Source organism: Rhizobium sp. BK176 (genome assembly GCF_024808055.1).
In genome coordinates this window covers 190854-215292 of sequence record NZ_JANUBV010000007.1, presented here as the reverse complement: position 1 = coordinate 215292, position 24439 = coordinate 190854, and the positions used below count along the sequence as shown (strand labels likewise).

At 59.9% G+C, this 24439-nt stretch carries 22 protein-coding genes and 1 other RNA gene; 15 read left to right on the top strand and 8 right to left on the bottom strand.

Annotated elements, in window-relative coordinates; all coding sequences use genetic code 11:
- The first annotated feature begins 1 nt into the window (after position 1).
- Entirely contained in the window at positions 2–901 is a 900-nt protein-coding gene (gene metF / locus FHT76_RS21950) for a methylenetetrahydrofolate reductase [NAD(P)H] (RefSeq protein ID WP_016554539.1), read from the top strand.
- 491 nt (positions 902–1392) lie between these two features.
- Here metF and FHT76_RS21945 read toward each other — a convergent pair whose 3' ends face one another.
- The 4 genes from FHT76_RS21945 to FHT76_RS21930 all read right to left on the bottom strand — a co-directional run bounded on the left by FHT76_RS21945 (position 1393) and on the right by FHT76_RS21930 (position 5549).
- Complete coding sequence (locus FHT76_RS21945; RefSeq protein WP_183860934.1) at positions 1393–2625, bottom strand: lytic murein transglycosylase; 1233 nt, start codon at positions 2623–2625, stop codon at positions 1393–1395.
- An 83-nt stretch (positions 2626–2708) separates the two neighbouring features.
- A complete protein-coding gene (locus FHT76_RS21940; RefSeq protein WP_183860932.1) occupies positions 2709–3506 on the bottom strand; it encodes a GH25 family lysozyme in 798 nt (265 codons plus the stop codon).
- 130 nt (positions 3507–3636) lie between these two features.
- A complete protein-coding gene (locus FHT76_RS21935) occupies positions 3637–4254 on the bottom strand; it encodes a class I SAM-dependent methyltransferase (protein WP_183861409.1) in 618 nt (205 codons plus the stop codon).
- A gap of 50 nt (positions 4255–4304) precedes the next feature.
- Positions 4305–5549, bottom strand: a complete 1245-nt coding sequence (locus FHT76_RS21930) for a DUF3419 family protein (RefSeq protein WP_259130278.1) — start codon at positions 5547–5549, stop codon at positions 4305–4307.
- A 172-nt stretch (positions 5550–5721) separates the two neighbouring features.
- Between FHT76_RS21930 and FHT76_RS21925 the strand changes: the two genes are divergently transcribed.
- Positions 5722–7107, top strand: coding sequence for a serine hydrolase (locus tag FHT76_RS21925; RefSeq protein WP_259130280.1), 1386 nt, complete (start codon positions 5722–5724; stop codon positions 7105–7107).
- On the opposite strand, the gene FHT76_RS21920 is transcribed toward FHT76_RS21925, so the two are convergent.
- From FHT76_RS21920 to FHT76_RS21910, 3 genes are all read right to left on the bottom strand, one after another.
- On the bottom strand, positions 7101–8036 hold the full coding sequence (locus FHT76_RS21920) for a lytic transglycosylase domain-containing protein (protein ID WP_183860926.1): 936 nt from the start codon (positions 8034–8036) through the stop codon (positions 7101–7103). The genes FHT76_RS21925 and FHT76_RS21920 overlap by 7 nt on opposite strands.
- 113 nt (positions 8037–8149) lie before the next feature.
- On the bottom strand, positions 8150–8785 hold the full coding sequence (locus FHT76_RS21915; RefSeq protein WP_016554532.1) for a LysE family translocator: 636 nt from the start codon (positions 8783–8785) through the stop codon (positions 8150–8152).
- Positions 8786–8843: 58 nt separating this feature from the next.
- Positions 8844–10055 (bottom strand): pyrophosphate--fructose-6-phosphate 1-phosphotransferase, encoded by a 1212-nt coding sequence (locus FHT76_RS21910; RefSeq protein WP_114713193.1) that lies wholly within the window; start codon positions 10053–10055, stop codon positions 8844–8846.
- Between the two features lie 413 nt (positions 10056–10468).
- On the opposite strand from FHT76_RS21910, the gene FHT76_RS21905 reads away from it, so the two are divergent.
- The 5 genes from FHT76_RS21905 to rnpB all read left to right on the top strand — a co-directional run bounded on the left by FHT76_RS21905 (position 10469) and on the right by rnpB (position 14491).
- A complete protein-coding gene (locus FHT76_RS21905) occupies positions 10469–11176 on the top strand; it encodes a DnaJ family molecular chaperone (protein ID WP_183860924.1) in 708 nt (235 codons plus the stop codon).
- Positions 11173–11937 (top strand): N-acetylmuramoyl-L-alanine amidase, encoded by a 765-nt coding sequence (locus tag FHT76_RS21900; protein WP_183860922.1) that lies wholly within the window; start codon positions 11173–11175, stop codon positions 11935–11937. The genes FHT76_RS21905 and FHT76_RS21900 overlap by 4 nt, the downstream gene beginning before the upstream one ends.
- Before the next feature lie 260 nt (positions 11938–12197).
- Positions 12198–12713 carry a lytic transglycosylase domain-containing protein gene (locus FHT76_RS21895; RefSeq protein ID WP_016554528.1) on the top strand — a complete coding sequence of 172 codons (516 nt, stop codon included), beginning with the start codon at positions 12198–12200 and terminating at the stop codon, positions 12711–12713.
- Positions 12714–12814: 101 nt separating this feature from the next.
- Entirely contained in the window at positions 12815–14002 is a 1188-nt protein-coding gene (locus FHT76_RS21890; protein WP_183860920.1) for an FAD-binding oxidoreductase, read from the top strand.
- A 93-nt stretch (positions 14003–14095) separates the two neighbouring features.
- An RNA gene (gene rnpB / locus FHT76_RS21885) (RNase P RNA component class A) lies at positions 14096–14491 on the top strand.
- A gap of 41 nt (positions 14492–14532) precedes the next feature.
- Here rnpB and FHT76_RS21880 read toward each other — a convergent pair.
- Positions 14533–14727, bottom strand: coding sequence for a hypothetical protein (locus tag FHT76_RS21880; protein WP_016554526.1), 195 nt, complete (start codon positions 14725–14727; stop codon positions 14533–14535).
- 579 nt (positions 14728–15306) lie between these two features.
- On the opposite strand from FHT76_RS21880, the gene mraZ reads away from it, so the two are divergent.
- The 8 genes from mraZ (at position 15307) to murD (ending at position 24438) form a co-directional block, all read left to right on the top strand.
- Positions 15307–15744, top strand: coding sequence for a division/cell wall cluster transcriptional repressor MraZ (mraZ, locus tag FHT76_RS21875; protein ID WP_246712577.1), 438 nt, complete (start codon positions 15307–15309; stop codon positions 15742–15744).
- 17 nt (positions 15745–15761) lie between these two features.
- Entirely contained in the window at positions 15762–16787 is a 1026-nt protein-coding gene (gene rsmH / locus FHT76_RS21870; protein WP_259130288.1) for a 16S rRNA (cytosine(1402)-N(4))-methyltransferase RsmH, read from the top strand.
- Between the two features lies 1 nt (position 16788).
- Positions 16789–17193, top strand: coding sequence for a hypothetical protein (locus FHT76_RS21865; protein ID WP_183860914.1), 405 nt, complete (start codon positions 16789–16791; stop codon positions 17191–17193).
- A 2-nt stretch (positions 17194–17195) separates the two neighbouring features.
- Positions 17196–18938: a penicillin-binding protein 2 gene (locus tag FHT76_RS21860; protein WP_183754573.1), complete on the top strand. Its 1743-nt coding sequence runs from the start codon at positions 17196–17198 to the stop codon at positions 18936–18938.
- Positions 18939–19005: 67 nt separating this feature from the next.
- Positions 19006–20466: a UDP-N-acetylmuramoyl-L-alanyl-D-glutamate--2,6-diaminopimelate ligase gene (locus FHT76_RS21855; RefSeq protein ID WP_183860912.1), complete on the top strand. Its 1461-nt coding sequence runs from the start codon at positions 19006–19008 to the stop codon at positions 20464–20466.
- Positions 20463–21896 carry a UDP-N-acetylmuramoylalanyl-D-glutamyl-2,6-diaminopimelate--D-alanyl-D-alanine ligase gene (locus tag FHT76_RS21850; RefSeq protein WP_183860910.1) on the top strand — a complete coding sequence of 478 codons (1434 nt, stop codon included), beginning with the start codon at positions 20463–20465 and terminating at the stop codon, positions 21894–21896. The genes FHT76_RS21855 and FHT76_RS21850 overlap by 4 nt, the downstream gene beginning before the upstream one ends.
- A gap of 22 nt (positions 21897–21918) precedes the next feature.
- Complete coding sequence (mraY, locus tag FHT76_RS21845) at positions 21919–23019, top strand: phospho-N-acetylmuramoyl-pentapeptide-transferase (RefSeq protein ID WP_016554518.1); 1101 nt, start codon at positions 21919–21921, stop codon at positions 23017–23019.
- Between the two features lie 6 nt (positions 23020–23025).
- Positions 23026–24438, top strand: a complete 1413-nt coding sequence (gene murD / locus FHT76_RS21840; protein WP_183860908.1) for a UDP-N-acetylmuramoyl-L-alanine--D-glutamate ligase — start codon at positions 23026–23028, stop codon at positions 24436–24438.
- Position 24439 lies beyond the last annotated feature (1 nt).

Below are 24439 nucleotides of genomic sequence, written 5' to 3'. Positions count from 1 at the left end.
AATGGCTTTGAACAGCGACGCGCGCCGCAAGATCGGCATTTCCTTCGAGTTCTTTCCGCCGAAGTCGGAAGAGATGGAAGGACAACTGTGGAACGCGGTCAACGAGCTGCAGGACTGGAACCCGGACTTTGTGTCGGTGACCTATGGCGCCGGTGGGACTACCAAGGCACCAACGTTGGCGACCGTGTCGCGCTTCCTCGCCGAAACCCCGCTTGCCACGGCGTCGCATCTCACCTGCGTCGGCGCGACGAAGGACGAAACGCACAGCGTGATCGACAGCTTCCGCAAAGTTGGCGTCAAGCACTTCGTTGCGCTTCGAGGCGATGCCCCTGGCGGCGTCGGCGCACCCTACCAGCCGCATCCCGGCGGCTATGCGAATGCAGCAGCACTGGTTGCCGGACTGCGTGAAATCGGCGACTTCGAGATTTCGGTCTCGGCCTACCCCGAAAAGCATCCGGAGAGCCGTGATACCGCCGCCGATATCGATATGCTGAAGCAAAAGGCGGACAACGGCGCGACCCGCGCGCTGACGCAGTTCTTCTTCGACAACGACAATTTCGAGCGCTATCTGGAAAAGGTGCGGGCTGCCGGCGTCAATATTCCTATTGTGCCGGGTATCATGCCAATCCAAAACCTGACGCAGCTGAAGCGGTTTGCCGGCGCTTGCGGCACCGTGATACCGGCGTTTCTGGATGAGCGCTTTGCGGGCTTCGACGACAAGCCCGAAGAGAGAGCAAAGGTTGCCGCCGAGGTTGCGGCCGAGCAGATCGAAGACCTCGCTCGTCGCGGGCTCACCGATTTCCATCTGTACACGATGAATCGCTCGCCTCTCGTGTCGGCAGTGCTGACCAATCTCGGCTTTACCCGGGAAGGGGCCAGAAAGGCCGGCGCTGCCGCCTAGGCTGGCCCAGATTAGAGGACAAAAAGAAAAGCGCATCTCCGTGGGATGCGCTTTTCCGATTCATTGAACTGTTTCGCTACTCAGGAGTCTCGGCACTGTTCAATCGGCACGACGTTTAGATGAAAAGCATTGTCAATACGAATGCAAACGCCGCGCTGACCAAAAGGACATTCAAGGATTGTGTAAGTCCCATGTCTGTCTCCTTGCGTTAACGCCGCGATAATATGTCGCGAATGTGTCGCTTGGAAAGCAGATTTTATACTGCACTGCGGCGAAAATGTCACATCGACAATGCTGGCTTGCGGGCAACGTGATGAAATCACTGGCAAAATTGCGACGGAAAAATATTCACAGATTTTAACTTGGCGTTAAAGTCAGCGATCCCGCCTTCACACATGCGGCAAGATGAAGGCTAGGCGAAGTCTCTGAAACGATGGAACAAATGAAAAAGCCGGGTCTGAGACCCGGCTTTAAGCGTGCTGAATCAGTAATCACAGCGAATTCAGAAGTGTCGGCGTTGCCCAGCCGTCGGCCGGCATGCCGAGACGCTGCTGCTCCTTCTGGATGGCTACGCGCGTGCCCGAACCCAGGATGCCGTCGACCTTGCCGACGTCGTGGCCGAGGGTTCCGAGCTTGGTCTGCAGTTCCTTCATCTGGTCGTTGGAAAGACCCTGCTCCGGCGTGCCCTTGAGGTAGGTCTCCGCACCAGCAAGACGGGTCGCGAAGTAGGCTGCCGACGTCGTGTAGATGAACGACTTGTTCCATTCGAGATAGATCTGGAAATTCGGGTAGGCGATGAAGGTCGCTCCGAGGCGGCCCTGCGGCAGGATCAAGTCGGCGTGCAGGTTACCGAAGTTGGTGTTCCCATCCCGCGGCTTGACGCCGAGGGCAAACCATTCGCCGGCCGTCAGGGGACCGCCGATGCCCGACTTCTCCCAGGGCAGGCCTTCGGGAAGGGTGACTTCCTGGATCCACGGCTGGCCCTTCTGGAAGCCGAGATGCTGGATGAACTTTGCTGCCGTCAGAATCGCATCAGGAGCGCTCTGCTTGAGGCGCACGTGGCCATCGCCGTCGCCGTCCATGCCATAGGCAACGATATCGCGCGGCAGCATCTGGACCTGACCGATCTCTCCCGCCCAGGCGCCGGTGTTGGTTGCCGGGTCGAGGTCACCATGCTGAACCATTTCGATGAGGGCGATCAGCTGCGGGCGGAACAACTCCGGCCGCCGGCAATCATGGGCGAGGGTCACGAGGGCGTTGCGGGTGTTGAAGTCGCCCTGCACTGCGCCGAAATCCGTTTCCATGGCCCAGAAGGCGGTGATGACGCCAGCGGGCACCCCAAACTCTTGCTCGGCGCGGGCGAAGACATCCGCATATTGCTTCATCTTCTGGCGGCCGATATCGAGGCGAGCCTGGCTGACGGTGCGCTGCGAGAACTCCAGGAAGGTCTGCTTGAACACGCCTTGAGCGCGGTCGCGGCTCAAGACCTTCTGGTCGATCTGCGCGCCTTCCAGCGCCTTGTCTGCGGCCTCGGCCGATGCACCGGCGGCAATTGCGTCGGCCTTCACGCCGGCGAGAAAGTCCGTGAGGTCGCCGTCACATGCCGGGGCTGCTGCCTGCGAAGCCGGTGCACTCGATGCCGGCGTTTCTGCGGCGGCGCCGGTGGCGAGACCAGCGGCAAAAAGGAGTGCAAGTGCCGTGCGGCTTGCGGGCGAGCGGTACATAGTTTCGATCCTCGTCATCAAATGGAATTTCAGTCGATTTCCCAAATGATTGTGACGGAAGCAAGAAAGACCGCCGGACGTTGCTAAGAATTTGTGTCCCTCGATACCGCTGCCACCCAGTTGTGCCAGTTCTGCGTCGATCCGGCGAAAACATTGATATCCGTCGGTCCCTTGATGCCGGGGATGACGCCCGTCGACGTGTACTGCCAGAAGGCCCAACGGCGGTCGGCATACGTGACCTCGGGATGCTTGGCAGTGGAGCGAACCCAGAAGTGATAATCCTGGAAATAGCCGACGAGATTGTCGCGGTGGAAGTCGACCGAGGTATAGATGATCGGCCGCTTGCCGTAATAGGCCTCGAGGCGATCCATGAAGCGCTGAAGCTGGGCGCGAACCGTCGCCGGATCCGGGCGAAGGCGGCAAGTCTTCGATTCCGCATTCCATTCGGCGTCGAGGACCGGCGGCAAGCGCATCGATTCCTTTGGCACGTTACGGATGAACCAGTCAGCCTGCTCGTCGGGCGTCGAGCAGAAATAGTAGAAGTGATAGGGCGCGTGAGGAATGCCGACGGCGCGGGCGCGTTGCCAGTACTCGTTGAAGCGCGGATCGATGCGGTCCTTGCCTTCGGTCGCCTTGATGAACGCAAAGGCAACGCCAGAGCCCTTGACCGTCTGCCAGTCGATATTGCCCTGCCACTTGGAAACGTCGATGCCGTGGATCGGCTGCTGCTCCGGATGCTTTGCGCCGAAGTCCTGGGGATCGGTGTCCTTGAAGCGCGTTTTCGGCTTTACGGACGCTGTTTCGAGATAGTCATAGCCCGATGACGTGCATCCGGCGAGCATGATAGCCAACGGCAAAACGCAAAACAGAAGCCGGCGCATAGGTGTTCCGTCGCGAAACGAATGGATTTTTTGCCCCACAGCTCGACCTTCGTGAAAGACGTGTCCAGCGAGGAATGTCCCCTCTATTTCCCATATCAACGTAAAAATTCGGTTAGTTTCAAGCGAAATGTCAAGCTTTGGTCACAATGACAGCCCGCCAGGCATACCCGCCGCCCATGGTTTCGAATATTAGTCGTGCTTGATTTTCAGAGGCTTGGGACTCGAGAACCTGTCGCAAATCAGCGCGCGGCGAGACATGAAATTTTCGCAGCCATGCCTTGAGAAAGCGCGCGAACCACCCTGGCAGCCGCTCCTGCTGGCCAAAATCGACTATGTGCAACTCGCCGCCGGGGGCAAGAGCGGCAAGGGCTGAGTCGACGGCGCACTCCCAGTCGGGGATCATGGAGAGCGCATAGGAGATCAGGATCCGGTCGAATCCGCTGACGCCAAATTCGCGAGGCGTGAATGCCGTTGCGTCGGCGACGCGGAAGTCCGGGATCGTGGCCTTGCTCTCGAATGTCTTGCGCGCGGAGATCAGCATCTCCTGTGAGATGTCGAGGCCGTAGAGCCGAGCTTGCGGATAATGCTTATGGGCCAGCGCCATGTTGCGACCGGTGCCGCAACCGACTTCCAGCAAGGTGCCGCCCGCCGGCACATTCAGATCGCGGATCGTCTGATCACGGCCAAGCAGGTAGTATTTGCGCGTCAGATCATAGATGTGGCGCTGGTAGCGGTACATACCATCCATCAGGGCGGCATGGCCGTCGTCTTTGGCCACCGGGTTCGTGTCGACCCCGCTCACGCCGTCTTCCTGTAAATATGGAAGCCGCCGTAGATTGCCGAGCGATCGAGCGCCGTCAGCTCGAGGGAACGTTCCTCCATGTAGGTCCACTGATCACGGATGGCAGGCGACAGACGCCCTTCGATGATGCTCTTTTCCGCGGCGGTGCGGAAAATCACCCGAGCACCTTCACGCGCCGTCCGGCTAATTTCTGCCCAGAGATCATTGAGTTGCTCGTCCGTCATCCAATCCTGCGCATCCAGGAGGATGTAGCGATCGCGCGAGGCAGCCGGCTCTCCTGAAAGGAGCTCGGTGAAGCTGGCGTGATGAACGTTGACGCGATCGACGTTCGCGCGGATCACCTCGTAGTTTACAGGCTCGAGATAGGTCGGAAGCGGTCCTTCGCCTTCGGGGGCGTAGCGGCGCCCGAAGGCCTGCCAGGCAAAATAGTTCTCCTGCATCGGGAAGTGGCAGGCCAGCTTCTCAAGCCGATGCCGCAGAACCGGGGCGATCGACTGATCTGCCGCGAGGCTTGCCAGTTCGTCGTACTGCTGCGGCGGGATGCCGAGGCCGAATAGCGAGCTTTTGCGTCCGGTAATCCAGCGCACGACGGGTTTGTCGAACAGCGGTGCGATCCTCTCATCGAAGAACTGGCGCTGCTCGCGCAGCGAACGCGCCTTTGTCATCTCCGTGAGGTCGACGCCGTGCAGGCGGGCAAGAAGGTGAGCCGCGCCGATAAACCGTCCGAGCAGACCGGTTTCGTAGATATTGCGGTCGAAGACGGTGACGCGCCGGCGACCGAACTTGCGGCTGTTCCAGTAGTTCCGGGTTGCGTCGTCGAGGTTTGCCGCGAGGAACTGGTCGAACGCGTGGCTGTTCGACGTTTCACGCGGCTTTGCGAGGAAGCGAACGAGGTCGGTGTGTCCGGGAAGGTGACGGAATGCCGCAAGCTTCAGCCGATTGAGGGCGATATGATGCGGATTGAGGTCGACCACATCGATCGATGCTGGACCCTTAGAGAGATAGGCGAGCATATTGCAGCCGCCGGAGCCGATTGTCACGACGCGATGATGGGGCTGAAGCTCCATCGCCAGCATGTCGAGATCGGGATCTTCCCAGATTTGCGGATAAACCAAACCGGAAAACAAAAGGCCAAAGAGCCGTTCCGAAAAGCCCGCCTTGGAGAAGGCGTTGTGGCGGAGAAGGGCTGCCTTGAGTTTCCGGTTCTTGCGGAAGCCGGCATCCGGTGCAAATTCCGTCATATGAGTCTTTCACCCTTTTAGCGTTCAGGGCGTTTAGCGCGTCGTGACTACAGTTTGATGACGCGGGCTGTGGGCAGGGCGGCCGACGACAGGAAATGCAGGGCCAGCCGCACCCTGGGGTCTTTCGCTGTACGGGCTTTCCTGCTTCTCTTGCACGCAGGGAGGACCGTAGATGCGATTTGTGCTGCGTGTCGTAAAATCACTTGCTCTTCTGCTGGTAGTGATTGTCGCCATGGGCGCCGCCTGGCTCTATGTCAGCCCGCCGGAACTGCTGCGCGTGGGGGATGGCTATGCGGCCAAGATCGTTTGCTCGAACGTCTTTCTCGCGGGAAGGGATCCTGAACAGGTGCTCCATGAGGACGTGCAGGCGCCGGGAAACCCGCTGCTGCGGCTGGTGCGTGTGGCTGTCGACCGGCAGGAAAAGCGGGTTACTGCCCGTATCCTTGGGCTTTTCGCACCGGGTTATGCAATCTATCGCGGCGCGCTCGGCTGTAGCAGCGTGCCAGACGGGGACTTTGAAACGGCAGCGCGCGCGGTGCCAGACGGGCCGGAAGCTCAAAGCTCTCCAAATGAGGCGATATGGCCAGAGGGTAACACCGTCGCTGATGTCCATGATAGCGGTGTCGACGCGCTGCTTGCGAACAAAGATTTGCTCGGTCCGGCCATGCGCGCCGTCGTCGTCGTTCACAATGGCCGCATCATCGCCGAGCGCTATGGCGACGGCTTCGGTCCAACGACGCCGCTGACAGGCTGGTCCATGACAAAGACCGTCAACGCTGCGATTGTCGGGCGGCTGATGCTCGACAACAGAATAACATTTGATGACATAGCGCTCCTGCCGCAGTGGCAGGGTGGTGATCACTCGACAATCAAGCTCAGCGACCTCATGGGCATGCAGAGCGGCCTAGCCTTCAACGAAAGCTATGGCACGGTCGCTGACGTCACTCGGATGCTTTATCTCGATGCGGATATGACGGTACTGCCAGCGAGCCTCCCATTGGAGGCCAGTCCTGGCGAGCGCTTCAACTACTCCAGCGGCACATCGGTTCTCATCTCGAAGATATGGATGGATCGCATCGGCAACATGCAGACAGCGCTTGCCTATCCCAAGATGGCCCTGTTCGATCCGATCGGCATGTCGAGCGCGGTTCTGGAGGTCGACGCACGCGGCACATTCGCCGGCAGCTCCTATCTCTACGCCACCGCGCGGGACTGGGCCCGTTTCGGGCAGTTCCTTCTTCAGGACGGCGTCTGGAATGGGGAGCGGCTGCTGCCGGAACGCTTCATGACGGCGATGAGGACGCCGACGGCATCCTCAGGCGGCAAATATACGCAGGCGCAAGCCTGGCTTGCCGCGCCGGGTGGCGATAGCAGTGCATTAGCCGGTCTTCCCGACGATACATTCTGGATGGAAGGACATGACGGGCAGAGCGTGGCGATCGTGCCGTCGGCGAAACTCGTCGTCGTCAGACTTGGGTTAACGCCAAGCTGGCTTCGCTACAAGCCGCAGATGCTGGTGAAGGAGCTACTCGCTACGCTGGACCATAATGGTCAATAATTGCCCTGGGCGACGTCGTCCATACCTTTGCGCTTGGCCTCGTAATAATAGCCACGGGCGTAAAGGCGGACGGCATTGTCTTCGCTGCTGTCGGACACGAGCCAGGCGCCGCGCAGATACTTGGCGGCGTATTTGATGTTGGTCTCGGCGTCGAACAGACCGGCGGGCTCGCCTTCGTAGCCCATCGACTTCGCCGTGTTGTACTTGATCTGCATCAGGCCGAAGTAGCCACGCTTGTTGTAAGCCTTGGCATTGTAGCGGCTTTCGCGGTGGACGACGCGGTGAAGCAGCGAGGCGGGCACCTCATACATCTTCGAATACTTGTCGATGATCTTGGTGATCGCGCTTTTTTCCACGGTCGGCGCGCCGTCGTCGTCGCTGTCGCTGAACATCGGCGGGGCAGCAGGCGGGTCGGATGGACCCGAAGTGTCGAAGCCGTAGTCCATCATCGGGTGCGGCGTGGTGTCGATTGCGGAAAGGGCGGCGATGGCGCCGCTGCCGGCCTGGGGCGTTGCGGCAAAGGCGAGCTGCGTTGACGGGGAGGGGGTGCCAGGACGCGGAATGGGTATGACGGACTGTATTGCCGTCATCTCGGGAGTAAGGGGAATCTGCGCATAACCCGTTGCGGCGGTAGGCTCGATCTGACCGCCTGGTTGTGAAGGCGCCGCGGTCGGCATGGCTGGGGCTGCGAGAGCAGCCGCTGTCGGGTCCGTGGCAGGGACCATCGCCGTTTCAGTGCTGCCTTCGCCGGCAGGCACGGCGGCAAGTGTGGCATCTTCGCCCGGCTTCGGTGTCGGTACAACTGTCTGGAGAGCGGTCAATTCTGCCTGCGAGGTGTATTCGACGCTCGTGCATCCGGCAACAACGCCGCAGAGCATCGTCGAAACGACGAGACTGCGTTTCAGGCCGGAAAAACCGATCGCTACCATACTCTCACTTTCGTGAACGCGCCGCCCCGGCAGCGTTAGAAGTTACCAAAAACCTTAAGCCCGGATTCCGCCATTAACGTATTCGTTGCTTTGCTGCAACCCGCCGAAAATATTTACGCGGCGATGCGGCGATAGCCGGCCGTTACGGCGCCCGCGGCAATGAGCAGAGTGCCGCCGGTACGGTTGACTGCGCGTTGAACGCTCGCCTTACGGATGAGCCCGCGCGCCGCGTTTGCTGCCAGCGCATAAGTCGAGGCATTGATGGTGGCGAGCACCAGGAAGGTGGCTTCCATGATGAGCATCTGGCCGAAGAACGGCTGAGACGGATTCAAGAACTGCGGAACGAATGCGACGAAGAAGACGATGCTCTTCGGGTTGAGAGCCGTGACGACATAGGCGTGGAGGAAAACCTTGAGGGATTTCTTTTCGGGCAGGTTGTCATTGTCTGCCATCGGTTCGGAAATCACCGGCGCCCGCCAGAGCTTGATCCCGAGCCAGATCAGATAGGCGCCGCCGATCCACTTCAGCACCGTGAACAGGGTTGCGGAGGCCGCGAGCACGGCCCCCAATCCGAACAATGATGCGGTCATCGCGGTGAAGTCGCCGAGCGCCACGCCGGTTACCGTCGCAAGCGCCGTCTTGCGTCCGTGCCCGAGCGCATAGGAAACAACGAGGAGAATCGTCGGGCCAGGGATGGCCAGCATGATTGCAGACGCAGCGGCAAAAGCGAACCAGGCTTCGAGCGACATGGAATCTCCTCCTATTCCCTAGGACAAAAGCAAAGACACCATATCAACCCTCAGTCAATCATGCTGCCCGGTATTTCTGGCCAATCGTGTCCATGACTTCGCCGAACCACTTGGTGGAGGTGTCGAAGGCCTTGCCGCCCTTGATGCGCGGGAACTCGATCGTCCTGAGCTTGCCGTTTTGTGCTTCATCGTGGCCAGTCACACCGGACACCTTGTTGAGGGCGCTTTCAACGGCGAGGTCGGTCATGCTCTGAATCAGGCGAAGGTCATCGCCGTTAGCGGGAGCCGAGCGCGCAAAATAGCCGGACTTCTGCACGAGCGAGCGTTCGGCGTTGATGAGGCCAGCGAACTGCTTCTGGAACCAGCCGCCGACATTGATCGTGTCAATCTTGACGTGTCCGAAAGCGTCGCGCTTGACGGTCTCGCCGGCGGCTTCGCGTTCCGCGACGATTGCATCGAGGCAGGCGCCTTCCGAGACGAACACGGTCGCATGGCCAGTACGGTCGATGATTTCCTTCAGGCGTGCCGCTTCCGCATCGAGGTCGAAAGCCATTTCGGGCAGGTAGACCGCGTCGATGCTCTTCATCTTGGCGTTCGTCATGAAGCCGCCAACGTACTCGTAGTTCTTCGTCCGTTGCAGATAGGCACGCGCCGTCGCGGCCGTCAGCCATCCGCAGTGGCGCCCCATGACTTCATGGATGATCAAGGTGCGCGGTGCTGCCGTCTGCTCGTTGCTGACGTTGTCGAAGAAATGCGCTCCGACTTCGGCCGCCGTCCACGCGCCGAGTGACTGGCGGATAGGAACGACGTCGTTGTCGACCGTCTTCGGGAGGCCGACGACCGTCAGATTGTAGCCGTTGGCAGCCAGATATGCCGCGAGATCGGCGGCGGTGGTGTTTGTGTCGTCGCCACCGATGGTGTGAAGGATGGTTACGCCATCGTTGGCGAGGCGCTCGGCGGCAACGCGCAGCGGATTCTCGCCTTCCTTGACCAGGCCGCGCTTCACGCAATCGGCTGCGTTGGTGAGCTTGACGCGGCTATTGCCGATCGGCGAACCGCCGTAGCGATGCAGAAGCGGCGCCTTCTGGCGCATGTCTGCGTTGATCTTGATGCTGTCGCCGAGAAGCACGCCCTGATAGCCGGAGCGATAGGCGACGAGTTCGATGTCGGGCGCGACGTCGCTATAGCGTTCGATCAGCCCGCCAACCGCCGACGACAGACAGGGCGCCAGGCCTCCAGCCGTGAGCATTGCGACTTTCTGTTTGGCCATGATCCCTCCATCGTGTCTCTTATCAGAGCACCTGCGTGCTGCCTACCTAACGCATGGATGCGACAGGGAAAGGGGCATGTAAAGTGTAGTTATTGTGAAAATCCTGCACCAAAACGGCGAAGATAGGCTGAACGACGATATAATCGTTTCAAGCTTCGGATAGCCGTTGAGATCGATTGTGGAAATCTCCGAGCGCGCGCGGAGCAGCGGTGCGCCGGGCGCCGTGCCGTCGTCACCGCAGCCTATCCTTTGGTGTCATATGAGGCAATGCGAATGCGGCGTATGCTTCAGCATCGGGGCGACAATTACCGAAATGTGAAAGCTGTATTCGCTCCTACGACCAATCGCCGCCTTGCAAACGCAGGCTTTATTTGGTCAAGGTGTCTAACCTATTTGCGCTGCGAGAGACTTTTATGTCCTTCTGGGAAAAACTGCTGAATGCCATTGGCAACACCGCGGGCAACGTCCTTTCGGCGGTGGTCGAGGCTATCCGGACAGTTTTCGAGGGCGATCCCGAGACGCGCCGCAAGGTGGCCTTCTCGGTCGCCATCATCGCTCTGTCCGCAAAAATGGCCAAGGCCGATGGAATCGTGAGCGAGCGGGAGGTGGATGCCTTTGGCGAGATATTCGAGTTCCCGCCGGAGCAGGCAAAGAATGTCGCACGCCTCTACAATCTGGCGCGTCAGGACGTTGCCGGCTATGAAGCCTATGCGGAGCGCCTGTCATCCTTGTGCGTGACATGCGCAGCCAATTGCCCGGTCCTGGAAGAGGTGCTGGACGGTCTTTTCCATATCGCCAAAGCGGATGGGCTCATCCATGAGAAGGAATTGGCGTTCCTGCGGCACGTGAGCGAGATCTTCCATATGAATGAAGATCATTTCGAACGAATTGCAGCGCGGCATGTTTCCATGGGCCGCGATCCCTACAAGGTGCTCGGCGTTTCGCCCTCCGACGACTTCACGACGATCCGTCGCCGCTATCATGGACTTGTCAGCGAACATCATCCTGATCGCCTGATTTCGCGGGGCGTGCCGGCCGAGTTCCATGCGATTGCCAATGAGCGCATGGCTGCGCTGAATGCAGCCTACGAGGCAATCGAGAAGGAACGCCGCGCAGCATGACCTCGTTCGAGGCCGACTACCGGAAAGCAACCGTTCGCCCATCGCCAAATCACGGCGAACGTGCTGATGGGCGCAGGCCAGACATGATCCTTCTTCACTATACAGGCATGCCGACGCCTGACGGAGCCTTGGAGTGGCTCTGTCGGGACGAAAGTCAGGTCTCGAGCCACTACTTCGTTGGTGAAGATGGCGAGGTTCTGCAGCTCGTCCCCGAGGAGCGCCGTGCCTGGCACGCCGGCAAAAGTTACTGGCGGGGGGAGACCGATATCAACTCTTTGTCGATCGGGATCGAGATCGCCAATGCGGGTCATCCCGGAGGGCTCCCTGAGTATCCGCAAGAACAAATTCAAGCGGTCATTGAATTGTGTCGCGATTGCGGCCAACGTTGGTCCATTACCCCCGAAAGGGTGCTTGGGCACTCCGATGTAGCACCGATTCGGAAGGTTGATCCGGGAGAAAAATTTCCTTGGTCAGGCCTGCACAAGGCCGGTGTGGGGCATTGGGTTGAGCCTGCTGCGATCTCCGGTGGAAGATTTTTCCAACGCGGCGACAGCGGCCAGCCGGTCGAGGCTCTGCAGTCGATGCTCTCGCTTTACGGTTATGCGACTGAGATCACAGGCCAATTCTCCGACAAGATGGCGGGCGACATCGAGGCTTTCCAGCGCCATTTTCGGCCCGCTCGAATCGACGGGATCGCGGATTTTTCGACGATCGACACGCTGCACCGTTTGCTGGCGTCGCTGCCGCGATACGCCGCATAAGTAGTACTTTAGGGTGGCGCGGATTCTCAGGATTTTGAGAGTCTGCTGCGTCGCCACATCATTTCCCTATTATCTCCTCATTGCGATGGTCTAACGCCAACCGTCGAACGGCGCCGCTTGTGTTGTTTGGGGTTTCGAGCGGCCGTCAATTGAAACAAAAAGAATTGCTGCAGAATATCTAATATGTATCTGCTGCATACGACCGGATTGTTATTTCAACTGCGATCCGGAAATTCTTTGGGTCGGAGTAATTAGACTAAATGAAGAAGATCATTTCTGCTGCAGTGTGCGCCAGCGCACTGTTGATGGGTATCAACTGCGCCTTCGCAGGCGAATGGGGCGCAAGATCTCAGACAATCCCCTTGAAGACCGTTGACCGCACCAGCGGTTATGCAATGCCGGATTTCACAGCCAACAAATATTCCGCGATCATCGTCAAGTATGCCAACCAGTACAACGTCCCCGTCGAGCTTGCTCGTGCGGTCGTGCGCGTCGAGAGCAATTTCAATCCGAATGCACGCGGCAGCGCGGGCGAAATCGGCCTCATGCAGATCAAGCCGGCGACGGCACGCATGATGGGCTACTCGGGCCCTGCGAAGGGCTTGTTCGACCCTGAGACGAACATCAAGTTCGGCATGAAGTATCTGGCTGCAGCACATCAGCTAGGCGGTGGCGAAACTTGCGGTACGATCCTGAAGTACAATGCCGGCCATGGCGCAACCCGCATGAACCCGGTTTCCAAGGCTTACTGCGGCAAGGTCCTGGCGATGCTTTGATCGCTTGAAAGTGCTTGTTCGAGAATCGCTTCGAGCTGGCACTTAACAATATGATTCAACGTGGCGCCTGTGTTATCCGACCTCGGAAAATGAGGTGACATATGGCAGTTGATTTCAAGGTGATGATCGTCGGACGCGGAATGATGGGCGCGGCTGCTGCCCGCCATCTTTCGGGTATGATCGAAGGCGTAGCGCTTATCGGCCCCAGCGAGCCGGCCGAGCGCAAGAGCCATCACGGCGTCTTTGCCAGCCACTATGACGAGGCTCGCATTACGCGGTCCTTCGATGACAATAGGGTCTGGGCGACCCTCGCTGCACGTTCGCTCGATCGCTACGGGGAGATGGAAGCGAAAAGCGGAATCTCCTTTTTCTCGGAAGCGGGTTGTCTGTTTACCGGGCCGCCCGCGCGACCGGGCGAGGGATTTCTCGGGCGGGCGCTGCAGGTCAGCGAAACCCTCGGTCTTGACGTTGAAGCGCTTACGCCGGCAGCGTTGCGTGAGCGCTTTCCTCAGTTCTCCCTCGATCCGTCCCACCACGGCTATTTCGAAGAGCGGCGGGCGGGGCACATCAATCCGCGCGCTTTGGTTCGGGCACAAACCATGCTTGCCGAGCAGGCAGGCGTAACGGTCGTAGATGCAACTGTTACCTCGGTTCGCGACCGGGGCTCATCTGTCGAAGTTGAAGCTGGTGGCAGGAGCTATACCGCGGAGCGTGTGCTGGTTGCCGCTGGCGGTTTCAGCAATTTCAACGATCTCCTGCCAACTCAGATCGACATCAGAATTGCCGCCCGCACCGTTGCCTTCTTTGAGCTTGGCGAACGGGAGATGGCGACTTTCTCCGATATGCCTTCGACGATTGTCTTCGGTGATCGCGATGAGGACCACGTCTATATCCTGCCACCGGTGCGATACCCCGATGGTCGGACCTACCTGAAGCTCGGCGGCGATCTAGAGGCGCGGTCATTCGAGACGCTCGGGGATATCGGAACGTGGTTTCGCTCTGACGGCGATCCACTGGAGCGCGACAATCTGGTCTCAACGGCACTGCGGCTGATGCCGGCCTTGGCTGGCTGCCCAACAACCTCCGCGCCGTGTGTGTCAACCTTCACGACGACCGCGTATCCTTATGTCGGCTATACGGATTCACCGCGGATCGCTGTCCTGGCGGGCGGCAATTTCGTTGCCGCGAAATCGTCCGACGAACTCGGCCGGCTAGGGGCCGTCGTCATGACGCAGGGCTGGCTCGGGGCAGAGGACTTCGGCCGGGAACTGACACCGGTTTTCCGCTAGGCCCAGAGTCTTGTCACTAGACAGAGCTTTGTCGTCGCGAAGCCGGTAATATTTCGGTGGCATTCGCTCCGTGTCTCCGCTAAGGGAGCCTTGCCAGTTGGCCGGGCAGCCGCGCTTTACCAATGCCGAAAGGCGGTAGGGTGAGGAAAGTCCGGGCTCCACGGAAACACGGTGCCGGATAACGTCCGGCGAGGGCGACCTCAGGGAAAGTGCCACAGAAAGCAAACCGCCTGCCTCGGCAGGTAAGGGTGAAAGGGTGGGGTAAGAGCCCACCGCATCTCCGGTAACGGCGATGGCAAGGTAAACCCCACCGGGAGCAAGACCGAATAGGGATGACGTGGGAGGCGAAAGCCTTCCGGCCGGTTTCCAGGTCAGTCATCCGGGTGGGTTGCGTGAGGCAGCGTGCGAACGCTGTCCCAGAGGAATGGCTGCCACGTTCCGGCTTCGGCCGGGGCCATACAGAACCCGGCTTACAGGCCAGCTGGCGAACTACCCTTGCGGAAGCATGTCTTTGTGATTGCCGTCGATTGCTAGTGGGCGGTCGGCGCCTTCGCCAGACATTCCTCGCAGGTCGTGCTGCTGCGGGCGAGAATGGACCAGCGCTTGAATATCTTGCCGCAGGAATCGCATTGGATGTCAGTCGTCATTCCCGACTGCGACAGCGGAATACGCTTTTCCGGCTCAAAGCGTCCGTAAAGAAGTCCCTTTAATGTGAAGTTTGTCATAATGTTACTCCACGGTTACTTATTTAGCTTCAAGTAATATGCGGCAGCAGTGAACTAATTCAATTCTCCCGCCGTTCATTATTTTGCACGTGGCAGCAGCCGAATGGCTCGGCCTATTACTTCAAAGGAGATAGCGGCTGCATACCTCTTCGTGCGAGCGCTCGAGACGGGTGCTCCCACTCTTGAAGAGGATGCATTAAGCCTCTGTTTAAAAGCGCATATTTTGCTGTGCCAATTTGAACCATATGTGGCCTTTGAGGGCGCTTCGGCGGTTGGGCTGTCCGGTGTCCGCAAGCTCGATCCTAACCCTTTGTTAAACTTAACAGCTTATAAATTTCGGATACTTCGCTCATCGTGAGACGGGCGTTTCCCATTGACGCCCATATGGTCCCATGTTATCCCATTCATGCACTGCGCAAGGGCAAGTAGGTGCCCAACAATCGCAAAGCCAAGGTGTCTTCCGCTCCGGAAGCGCCGGGTGGGATTTCGCCCATTCGGCTCGCGAAGCTGTGCCTGAATTTCGAGGTTCCGGGCTTTTGAGTTCAGTCCGGGCTCTTTCGGGAACGGATGTTTCGTGTCATGAGCCGCTTCCTTTCAAATGCGACCAACAGAATCGATTCCAAGGGCAGGGTTTCCGTGCCGGCGGCGTTTCGATCCGTGCTGGCGCAGCGCAATGTTCAGGAGCTCTATTGCTTCCAGGACTTTGTGTTTCCGGCGATCAGTGTCGGCGGTCCGGATCTCCTGGAGAGGTTCGAGCGTCAGATTTCTGCGGAGGATCCGTTTTCGCCGGACGCGAACGAGATGTCGCTTCTCATCCACGGGGGCGGTATCTTCATGAAGCTCGATGCGGAAGGTCGGCTGATGGTCACGGATTTCATCCGCGACTTCACCGATATCTCGGACGAGGTGGCCTTCGTCGGTCGGGCGGATCATTTTCAGCTGTGGCAGCCGCAGGCATTTCAGGCCGCCCAGATGCAGGCACGAGGAGGGCGTCGGCTGGCGGGCAGGCGTTCCTAACGGTACGAGGGAACGGAATGGCGGCGAATCCTGGCGAAGATTCAACTGATGCCGGTGGCGGACCGGTTCGCCACATTCCGGTTCTTCTCAATGAGGTCCTCGCCGCGCTCGAGCCGTTGCCCGGCAAGATCATTCTCGACGGCACCTTCGGTGCGGGTGGCTACACCTCTGCCATTCTGGGCACCGGCGCCAACGTCGTCGCCCTGGATCGCGACCCGACCGCTATCGAAGCTGGTCAGGCTCTTGTCGCCGAGAGCCAAGGTCGTTTGAGGCTCGTTCATTCGCAGTTCTCTCGACTGGCCGATGCTGCTCCATCCGGCGGACTGGATGGAGTTGTGCTCGATATCGGCGTGTCCTCGATGCAGATCGATGAGGCCGATCGTGGCTTCTCGTTCCTGAAGAATGGTCCGCTGGACATGCGCATGTCGGCGGCAGGTGTTTCTGCGGCTGATGTGATCAATCGCGCCAAAGTGGCTGATCTTATCCGCATCTTTCATTTTCTCGGAGAGGAAAGCCAGTCGCCGCGCATCGCGCACGCGATTGAAAAGCGGCGGGCGGAAAAGCCGTTCGAGACGACGCGCGATCTGGCCGGCCTGATCGAACTCGTCACGCCGCGCAAGATGAAGGACAAGATCCATCCGGCGACCCGTGTCTTCCAGGCGTTGCGAATCTTTGTCAACGATGAGCTTGGCGAATTGGCGCAGGCGCTGTTTGTCGCCGAGCGTGTGCTGAAGCCCGGCGGTCGTCTCGTTGTTGTTACCTTCCATTCGCTCGAGGACCGGATCGTCAAGACCTTCTTCGCCGATCGTGCCGGCAAGGCTTCGGGCTCGCGTCATCTGCCTGTCGCGCACGAGCGTGCTGCAACGTTCGAGCGGATCGGCAAGCCGATGGTTGCTGCGACGGAGGCGGAAGCGCAAGCAAACCCGCGGGCGCGATCTGCCAAGCTGCGGGCAGGGCTGCGCACTGCCGCGCCTGCCGAAGCGGCAGATATTTCCATCTTCGGATTGCCGAATCTGGCGAGTCTCGGAAAGCTCGGAGCCTGATATGCTGAGAACCTTGGACCTCATCCTCGTCGGTGTCATGACAGCCGCTGCTGCTGTCACCTACACCATCAAGCACCATGCCGAGCTCAAGCTCGAGGAGGTTCATCGCCTCGAAGCGGAGATCAAGCTCGAGAGGGACACAATCGACCTGTTGAAGGCGGATTGGGCTCTGCTCTCCCAGCCGAACAGGCTCGAGCGCCTCGTCAACAACTACAATGGTGAGCTTCAGCTGCAGCCGACGGCGTCCACATCGCTGGTTCACGCCAAGGAACTGCCGATGCTGAAATCGCAGGTTCCTGTTCCCGAGATTACAGAAGCGAAAGCCGGTTCGGGCAAGGCAAAGCCAAAGCCAGCGACGCCTGAACCCGAAGAAGAAGACATGATGGCAACCGGATCGGTGGAGTAGAGATGTCGTTTCTTTCACGCATCATGGTCTTGAAGAGCCAGGCGCATTTCTCCGCCGGCACCAATAACCGCCTCGGCGGCAATAGGCCGATCGAGGGATCGCGAAAGAAGAAGGCGGGACAGGCGAAGAGCCGCGTCGGGCTCCTGATCGTCGGCTTTCTCGGCGTTTATTGCGTGATCGGCGGGCGCCTCGTGGAATACGCAGTCCGCGATCCTGATGTCGTGTCCAGCATCCTGCCACCGGATCGTCTGATGGCCTCGCGTCCGGATATCCTGGACCGAAACGGCGAGGTGCTGGCGACCGATATTCGCACGGTCTCGCTTTTTGCCGAGCCGAACAAGGTGGTTGACCCAGACGAAGCGGTCGAGAAGCTCGCGACGGTTCTGCCCGACCTCGACATGAAGGGCACCTACAAGAAGCTCGCGAACCGCACATCTCACTTCGCCTGGCTGCGACGCCAGTTGACGCCGAAGCAGCAGAGCCAGATTCTCGCACTCGGCATTCCCGGCATCGGCTTCCGCCCTGAGAAACGCCGCTTCTATCCGGGCGGCGCGACCGCGGCGCATATCCTCGGTTACGTCAACATCGACAACCGCGGCGTTGCCGGCATGGAGAAATACATTGACGATCAGGGCCTTGCCGACCTCGCTTCAGTCGGCATGACAAGCGACCAGCCGCTTGAGCCCGTTCGCCTGTCGATCGACGTTCGCGTTCAGAACATCGTGCGCGATGTCGTCGTCAACGCCGTCAAGAACTACGAGGCAAAGGGCGCTGGCGCCGTCATCCTCGATATTCATACCGGCGAAGTGCTCGGAATGGCATCGGCCCCTGACTTCGATCCGAACAACCCGCTGGAAGGCGCCAAGGAAGGCTGGCTGAACCGCATGTCGAACGGCACGTTCGAGATGGGGTCGACCTTCAAGACCTTTTCGCTCGCCATGGCGCTCGATACGGGCAAGGTCAGCCTCAACGACAGCTTCGACGCGACGCAGCCGATCCGCATCGGCGGCTTCACCATTCACGACTTCCACGGCCAGCGCCGTTGGCTGACGCTGCCGGAGGTGTTCCAGTATTCGTCCAACGTCGGTACCGCCCGCATCATCGACATCGTCGGCATCGATGCGCAGAAGGACTACCTGACGAAGCTCGGTCTGCTCACCAAGATGCAGACGGAACTCCCCGAGGTGAAGATGCCGAGCCAGCCGAAGGTCTGGAAGAAGATCAACTCGGTGACGATCTCCTTTGGCCACGGTGTTTCCACGACGCCGCTGCAGACGGCGGTTGCGGGCGCGGCGCTCGTCAACGGCGGCAAGCTCATCGAACCGACCTTCCTGCCGCGCAACCGCGAACAGGCAGACGAAGTTGCGGAAGTGGTCGTCAAGAAGACCACCAGCGATGACGTTCGCTATCTCTTCAAGCTGAACGGCATCAAGGGCTCCGGGCGCAATGCTGACGTGCCCGGCTTCAATGTCGGCGGCAAGACCGGCACGGCTGACAAGGTGGTCAATGGCCGCTACGCGACGAACCTCAATTTCAATGCGTTCCTCGCGGCTTTTCCGATCGACGATCCGAAGTATGTCGTGCTGACGTTCTGCGATGAGCCGCACAATGGCGAGAAGGGCCAGAACATTGCAGCGTACACGGCAGCGCCGATGGTCAAGAACATCATCGCCCGCGCGGCCCCAATTCTCGGTGTGGAACCCAAGTTCGGTGACGACGGATCGGCCATGTTGGTGTCTTATTGAGTCTGAATGAATGTCGGAGCCGATTCGCCACGGGGGCGCGGCGGCTTGAGAGAGAAAAGTACATTCGATGAACTTGCGAGACATCGCCGGAGATGCATTTCCGGAACTTGAAGATCAATTGGCCGGGTCTGTCGGGGCGCTGGCGGTTTCGGGTATCTCGTCCGACAGCCGCAAGATCGAACCCGGCATGGTGTTTGTGGCTGTCGCCGGGACGAAGGCCCATGGAGCAGGCTTTATCGCCGACGCGGCGGCGCGCGGTGCTGTCGCGGCCATTGCGTCCCATGGCGTTGATGCTTCCATACCTGTTCTCGTGGTGAACGATCCGCGCCGCTTCCTGTCGATCGCGGCCTCTTATTTCTATGGCAAGCAGCCGGAAACGATGGTTGCCGTGACCGGTACCGCCGGCAAGACGTCGGTTGCTTCCTTCACCCGGCAGATCTGGGCCTATGCAGGCCATCCAGCGGCGATGATCGGCACGACTGGCGTCGTCTCGCCGACACGCAATGAGTATGGCTCGCTGACGACCCCGGATCCGGTTTCGCTTCACAAATTGCTCGCGGAGCTTTCCGAGGAGGGAGTTACCCATGCCTCGATGGAGGCCTCCAGCCATGGCCTCGATCAGGGCCGTCTCGATGGCGTCAAGCTAGCAGCGGCTGCCTTTACCAATCTCGGCCGCGATCACATGGACTACCATCCCACGATCGAAAGCTACATGGCCGCGAAGATGCGGCTGTTCGATACGCTGCTGCCGAAGGGCGCACCGGCCGTGATCTTCGCCGACGATGCGTGGTCGGGGCAAGCCGTCAAAGCGGCGCGCGACGCGGGTCACGACGTTCGCACCGTCGGTCGCAAGGGCGACTACCTCACGCTGAAGCGCGTCGAGCATTTCCGGCACAAGCAGGTGGCTGAAATCCACGCCGAGGGAGAGATCTTCGAGGTCGATATTCCGCTTGCAGGGGACTTCCAGGTGGCCAACGCGCTCGTGGCGGCAGGTCTCGCCATATCGACGGGCGTGCCGGCGAAGGTCGCCATGGCGGCCCTCGAAAAGCTGCAGGGCGCATCCGGTCGTCTCGAATTGGTGGGCCATACCAAGGACGGTGCGCTTGCTTATGTCGACTATGCCCACAAGCCCGACGCGCTTGCCAACGTTTTGGAGTCCGTTCGGCCGTTTACCACGGGCCGCGTCATCGTCGTGTTTGGCTGCGGCGGCGACCGCGATCGTGGCAAGCGCCCGATCATGGGCGAGATCGCCTGCCGTCTGGCCGATGTGGTGATTGTCACCGACGACAATCCACGCTCGGAAGAGCCGGCGACCATTCGCGCCGAGATCATGGCGGCCGCGGGCTGCGCGAGCGAAATCGGCGACCGTGCCGAGGCGATCCGAACGGCCGTAGGAATGCTGACGTCGGGCGACACGCTGATTGTCGCCGGCAAGGGACACGAGGAAGGGCAGACGATCGGGAGCGTCACCCTACCGTTTTCGGATCATGCCGAATTGCGTAAGGCTTTGGAGGAGCTGAAACCGTGAACTGGCTTTGGACGACGGAAGACATGGTTGCCGCCATGGCAGGGCGGCCGTTCGGAACTTTGCCTGAGGGCATTACCGGTATTTCCATCGACAGCCGCTCCATTGCGCCCGGCGAAGCTTTCTTCGCCATCAAGGGCGACCGCGTTGACGGCCACGACTTTGCGTCGATGGCGATGGCAAACGGGGCTGCTCTGCTCGTTGTTAACGAAGCGCGCCTTCCAGCCATGGGGCGGCTTACCGTTCCTGTCATCGTCGTCGAAGATGTGCTGGCGGCACTCGGCAAGCTCGGTCAGGCTTCTCGTGCCCGTTCGCGTGCTCAGATCATTGCCGTGACCGGTTCGGTCGGAAAGACCACAACCAAGGAGATGTTGCGGCGCGTCTTGTCCCCATCGGGCAAGGTGCATGCATCCGTTGCCTCGTTCAACAATCACTGGGGCGTACCCTTGACGCTCGCCCGGATGCCGCTCGACACCTATTTCGGCGTTTTCGAAGTGGGGATGAATCATCCGGACGAAATCCGCCCACTGGTCAAGATGATCAGGCCGCATGTTGCCGTGGTGACAACGATTGCGCCGGCTCACCTCGGCAATTTCAAGAGCATACGAGAGATCGCAACGGCGAAGGCCGAGATTTTCGAAGGTGTGGTTCCCGGCGGTCAGGTCGTGCTCAACAGGGACAACGACCAGTTCAACTTCCTCGAGCGCACGGCGCAGGCCTGCGGCATCCAGCACATTCATTCGTTCGGTCAGCATGCGAAGGCCGATTTCCGCCTCGCGGAGTTCAATGGCTCCGACCAGAGTTCGACGTTGTGGATCACCATCGATGGCGACACCAAGGAGGTCGCGATCGGCGCGCCGGGCCGGCACATTGCCGAGAATGCACTGGCCGCCCTTGGCGTCGTCAAGCTTGTCGGTGCGGACATGCATCAGGCAATCACCTCCCTTTCGACGCTGCAGCCGGAAAAGGGCAGGGGACGGCGTCACCGCCTGGCAATCGACCGCAGCGCCTTCACGGTCATCGACGAAAGCTACAACGCCAATCCCGCTTCGATGCGTGCCGCGATATCCGTGCTTGCGAGTTCCGTTCCGGCAGGTGCTGGGCGGCGCATCGCCGTGCTTGGCGATATGCTGGAGATGGGTGACTACGCGGAGAAAGTCCATTCGGATCTGGCGGGGCCTTTGCTCGCTGCTGGTATAGAGCATGTCTGGCTCGCGGGGCCTGAAATGGTTGCGCTGAAAGAATCGCTCCCCGAGGGCGTGCAGGTCGTCCACTATGAGAAGACCGAAGAACTATCAGAATATGTATTGAACGCTGTCGCGGCTGGCGACGTGCTGATGGTAAAATCGTCACTGGGCATAGGTTTCGGCAAGATCGTTGCCGCGCTCCTTGACAAGTTCCCGCCATTTGCCGACACGCAACGCGATTTTTGAGCGGGTAAACAAGGGGCCCTGAATGCTGATTTGGCTTGTCGAACTGTCGGAACACCTGAAATTCTTGAATCTGTTCAGGTACATTACCTTCCGCACGGGCGCCTCCCTGTTTACGTCCGCCTTCATCGTCTTCCTGTTCGGACCGATGATCATCAGATCCTTGCGCATCCGCCAGGGTAAGGGGCAGCCGATCCGCGCCGACGGTCCGCAGACGCACTTCAAGAAGGCCGGTACGCCGACCATGGGCGGTCTGATGATTCTCGCCGGTATCGTCGGGTCGTCGCTGCTCTGGGCCGATCTTTCGAATGTCTACGTGGTTGCCACGCTGCTCGTCACTCTCGGCTTCGGGGCGATCGGCTTCTATGACGACTACCTCAAGGTCACCAAGCAGAGCCACAAGGGCTTCTCCGGCAAGGCTCGCCTTGGCATTGAATTCGTCATTGCCGGCATCGCCGTCTACTTCATGATGCGCACGGCGCTGGCGTCCGGAACCGCGGGTTCGACCTTCGGGTCCTCGGTCGCGTTTCCGTTCTTCAAGGACTTCATGATCAATCTCGGCATCATGTTCGTCGTTTTCGGCGGCTTCGTGATCGTTGGCGCCGGCAATGCCGTGAACCTGACCGATGGCCTTGATGGCCTTGCCATCGTTCCGGTCATGATTGCTGCGGCGTCGTTTGGTGTGATTGCCTACCTCGCGGGTAATGCAGTCTTTGCAAACTATCTGCAGATCAACTTCGTCCCGGGCACGGGCGAGCTTTCAGTCGTTCTCGGCGCGGTTATCGGCGCTGGTCTCGGCTTCCTTTGGTTCAATGCGCCGCCTGCCGCTATCTTCATGGGTGACACCGGCTCGTTGGCGCTCGGCGGCACGATCGGCACTGTTGCCGTGGCCACCAAGCATGAGATCGTCATGGCGATCATCGGTGGCTTGTTCGTGATGGAGACGTTGTCGGTCATCATTCAGGTCGGCTACTTCAAGATGACGGGCCGACGTGTCTTCCTGATGGCGCCGATCCATCACCATTTCGAGAAAAAGGGCTGGACTGAAAGCCAGGTGGTGATCCGCTTCTGGATCATTGCGGGCGGTCTCGCCCTGCTTGGTCTCTCGACCCTGAAGCTGCGGTAAGCGGCGATGATTCCCGTCACAACCCTCTCGGGAAAGAAGGTCGCGCTCTTCGGGCTCGGTGGTTCCGGTTTTGCTACTGCGCGAGCTCTGAAACTGGGCGGAGCCGAGGTGACGGCATGGGATGACAATCCGGATAGTGTCACCAAAGCCGCCGCCGAGGGAATCCATACGGCTGATCTGCGTTCCCTCGACTGGAGCGCACAATCTCTCTTCGTGCTTTCGCCGGGCGTTCCCCTGACGCATCCGAAACCGCACTGGACCGTCGATCTCGCTCGCGCCGCCGGCGTTGATATCGTTGGCGACGTCGAGCTCTTCGTGCGTGAGCGCCGCGCGCATGCGCCCGATTGCCCGTTTATTGCCATCACCGGCACCAATGGCAAATCAACGACAACGGCGCTAATCGCGCATATCCTGAAGTCGAGCGGGCGCGACACGCAGCTCGGCGGCAATATCGGGACGGCTGTCCTGACGCTCGATCCGCCGAAGGATGGACGCTTCTATGTTGTCGAGTGCTCATCCTATCAGATCGACCTCGCGCCGACGCTTAATCCGTCGGCGGGCATTCTGCTCAACCTGACGCCGGATCATCTCGATCGTCACGGCACGATGCAGCACTATGCCGACATCAAGGAGCGTCTGGTTGCCGGCAGTGGTGTGGCAGTGGTCGGCGTGGACGACAGCCACTGCGAGATGATCGCGGATCGCATCGAGCGAGCCGGCGGCAAGGTCACGCGAATTTCCCGCCGCCATGCGCTGCCTTATGGTATTTATGCGGAAGGAACGAAGCTCGTCCAGGCTTCGGGAGGCGCAACGAAGCCGATCGCCGATCTTGACGGCATCCAGACATTACGTGGCGGCCACAACGCACAGAATGCCGCCGCGGCGGTTGCCGCATGCCTTGCGGTCGGCGTCTCCGAGGAGGAGATACGCGCCGGACTTGCGTCCTTCCCTGGCCTCAAGCACCGGATGCAACCGGTCGGTCGTCGCGGCAATGTCGTTTTCGTCAACGACTCGAAGGCCACGAACGCGGATGCGGCCGCGCCGGCTCTGTCGAGCTACGATCGCATCTACTGGATTGCCGGTGGGTTGCCGAAGGCTGGTGGCATAACCTCGCTGACCGGGCTCTTCCCTCGTATTGCCAAGGCCTACCTGATCGGCGAGGCGGCGACGGAATTTGCTGCAACACTCGGCGAGGCCGTCCCCTACGAGATATCAGGGACATTGGAGCGTGCCGTGGCGCACGCGGCCGCGGACGCCGAAAAAGATGAAAGCGGCCCGTTGGCCGTGATGTTGTCCCCGGCTTGCGCAAGCTTCGACCAGTATAAGAACTTCGAAGTCAGGGGCGATGCATTTGTCAGCCATGTGGCAGCGCTCGACGGAATCACCATGCTGATCGGTTCGGCAACAGGAGATAAGTGAC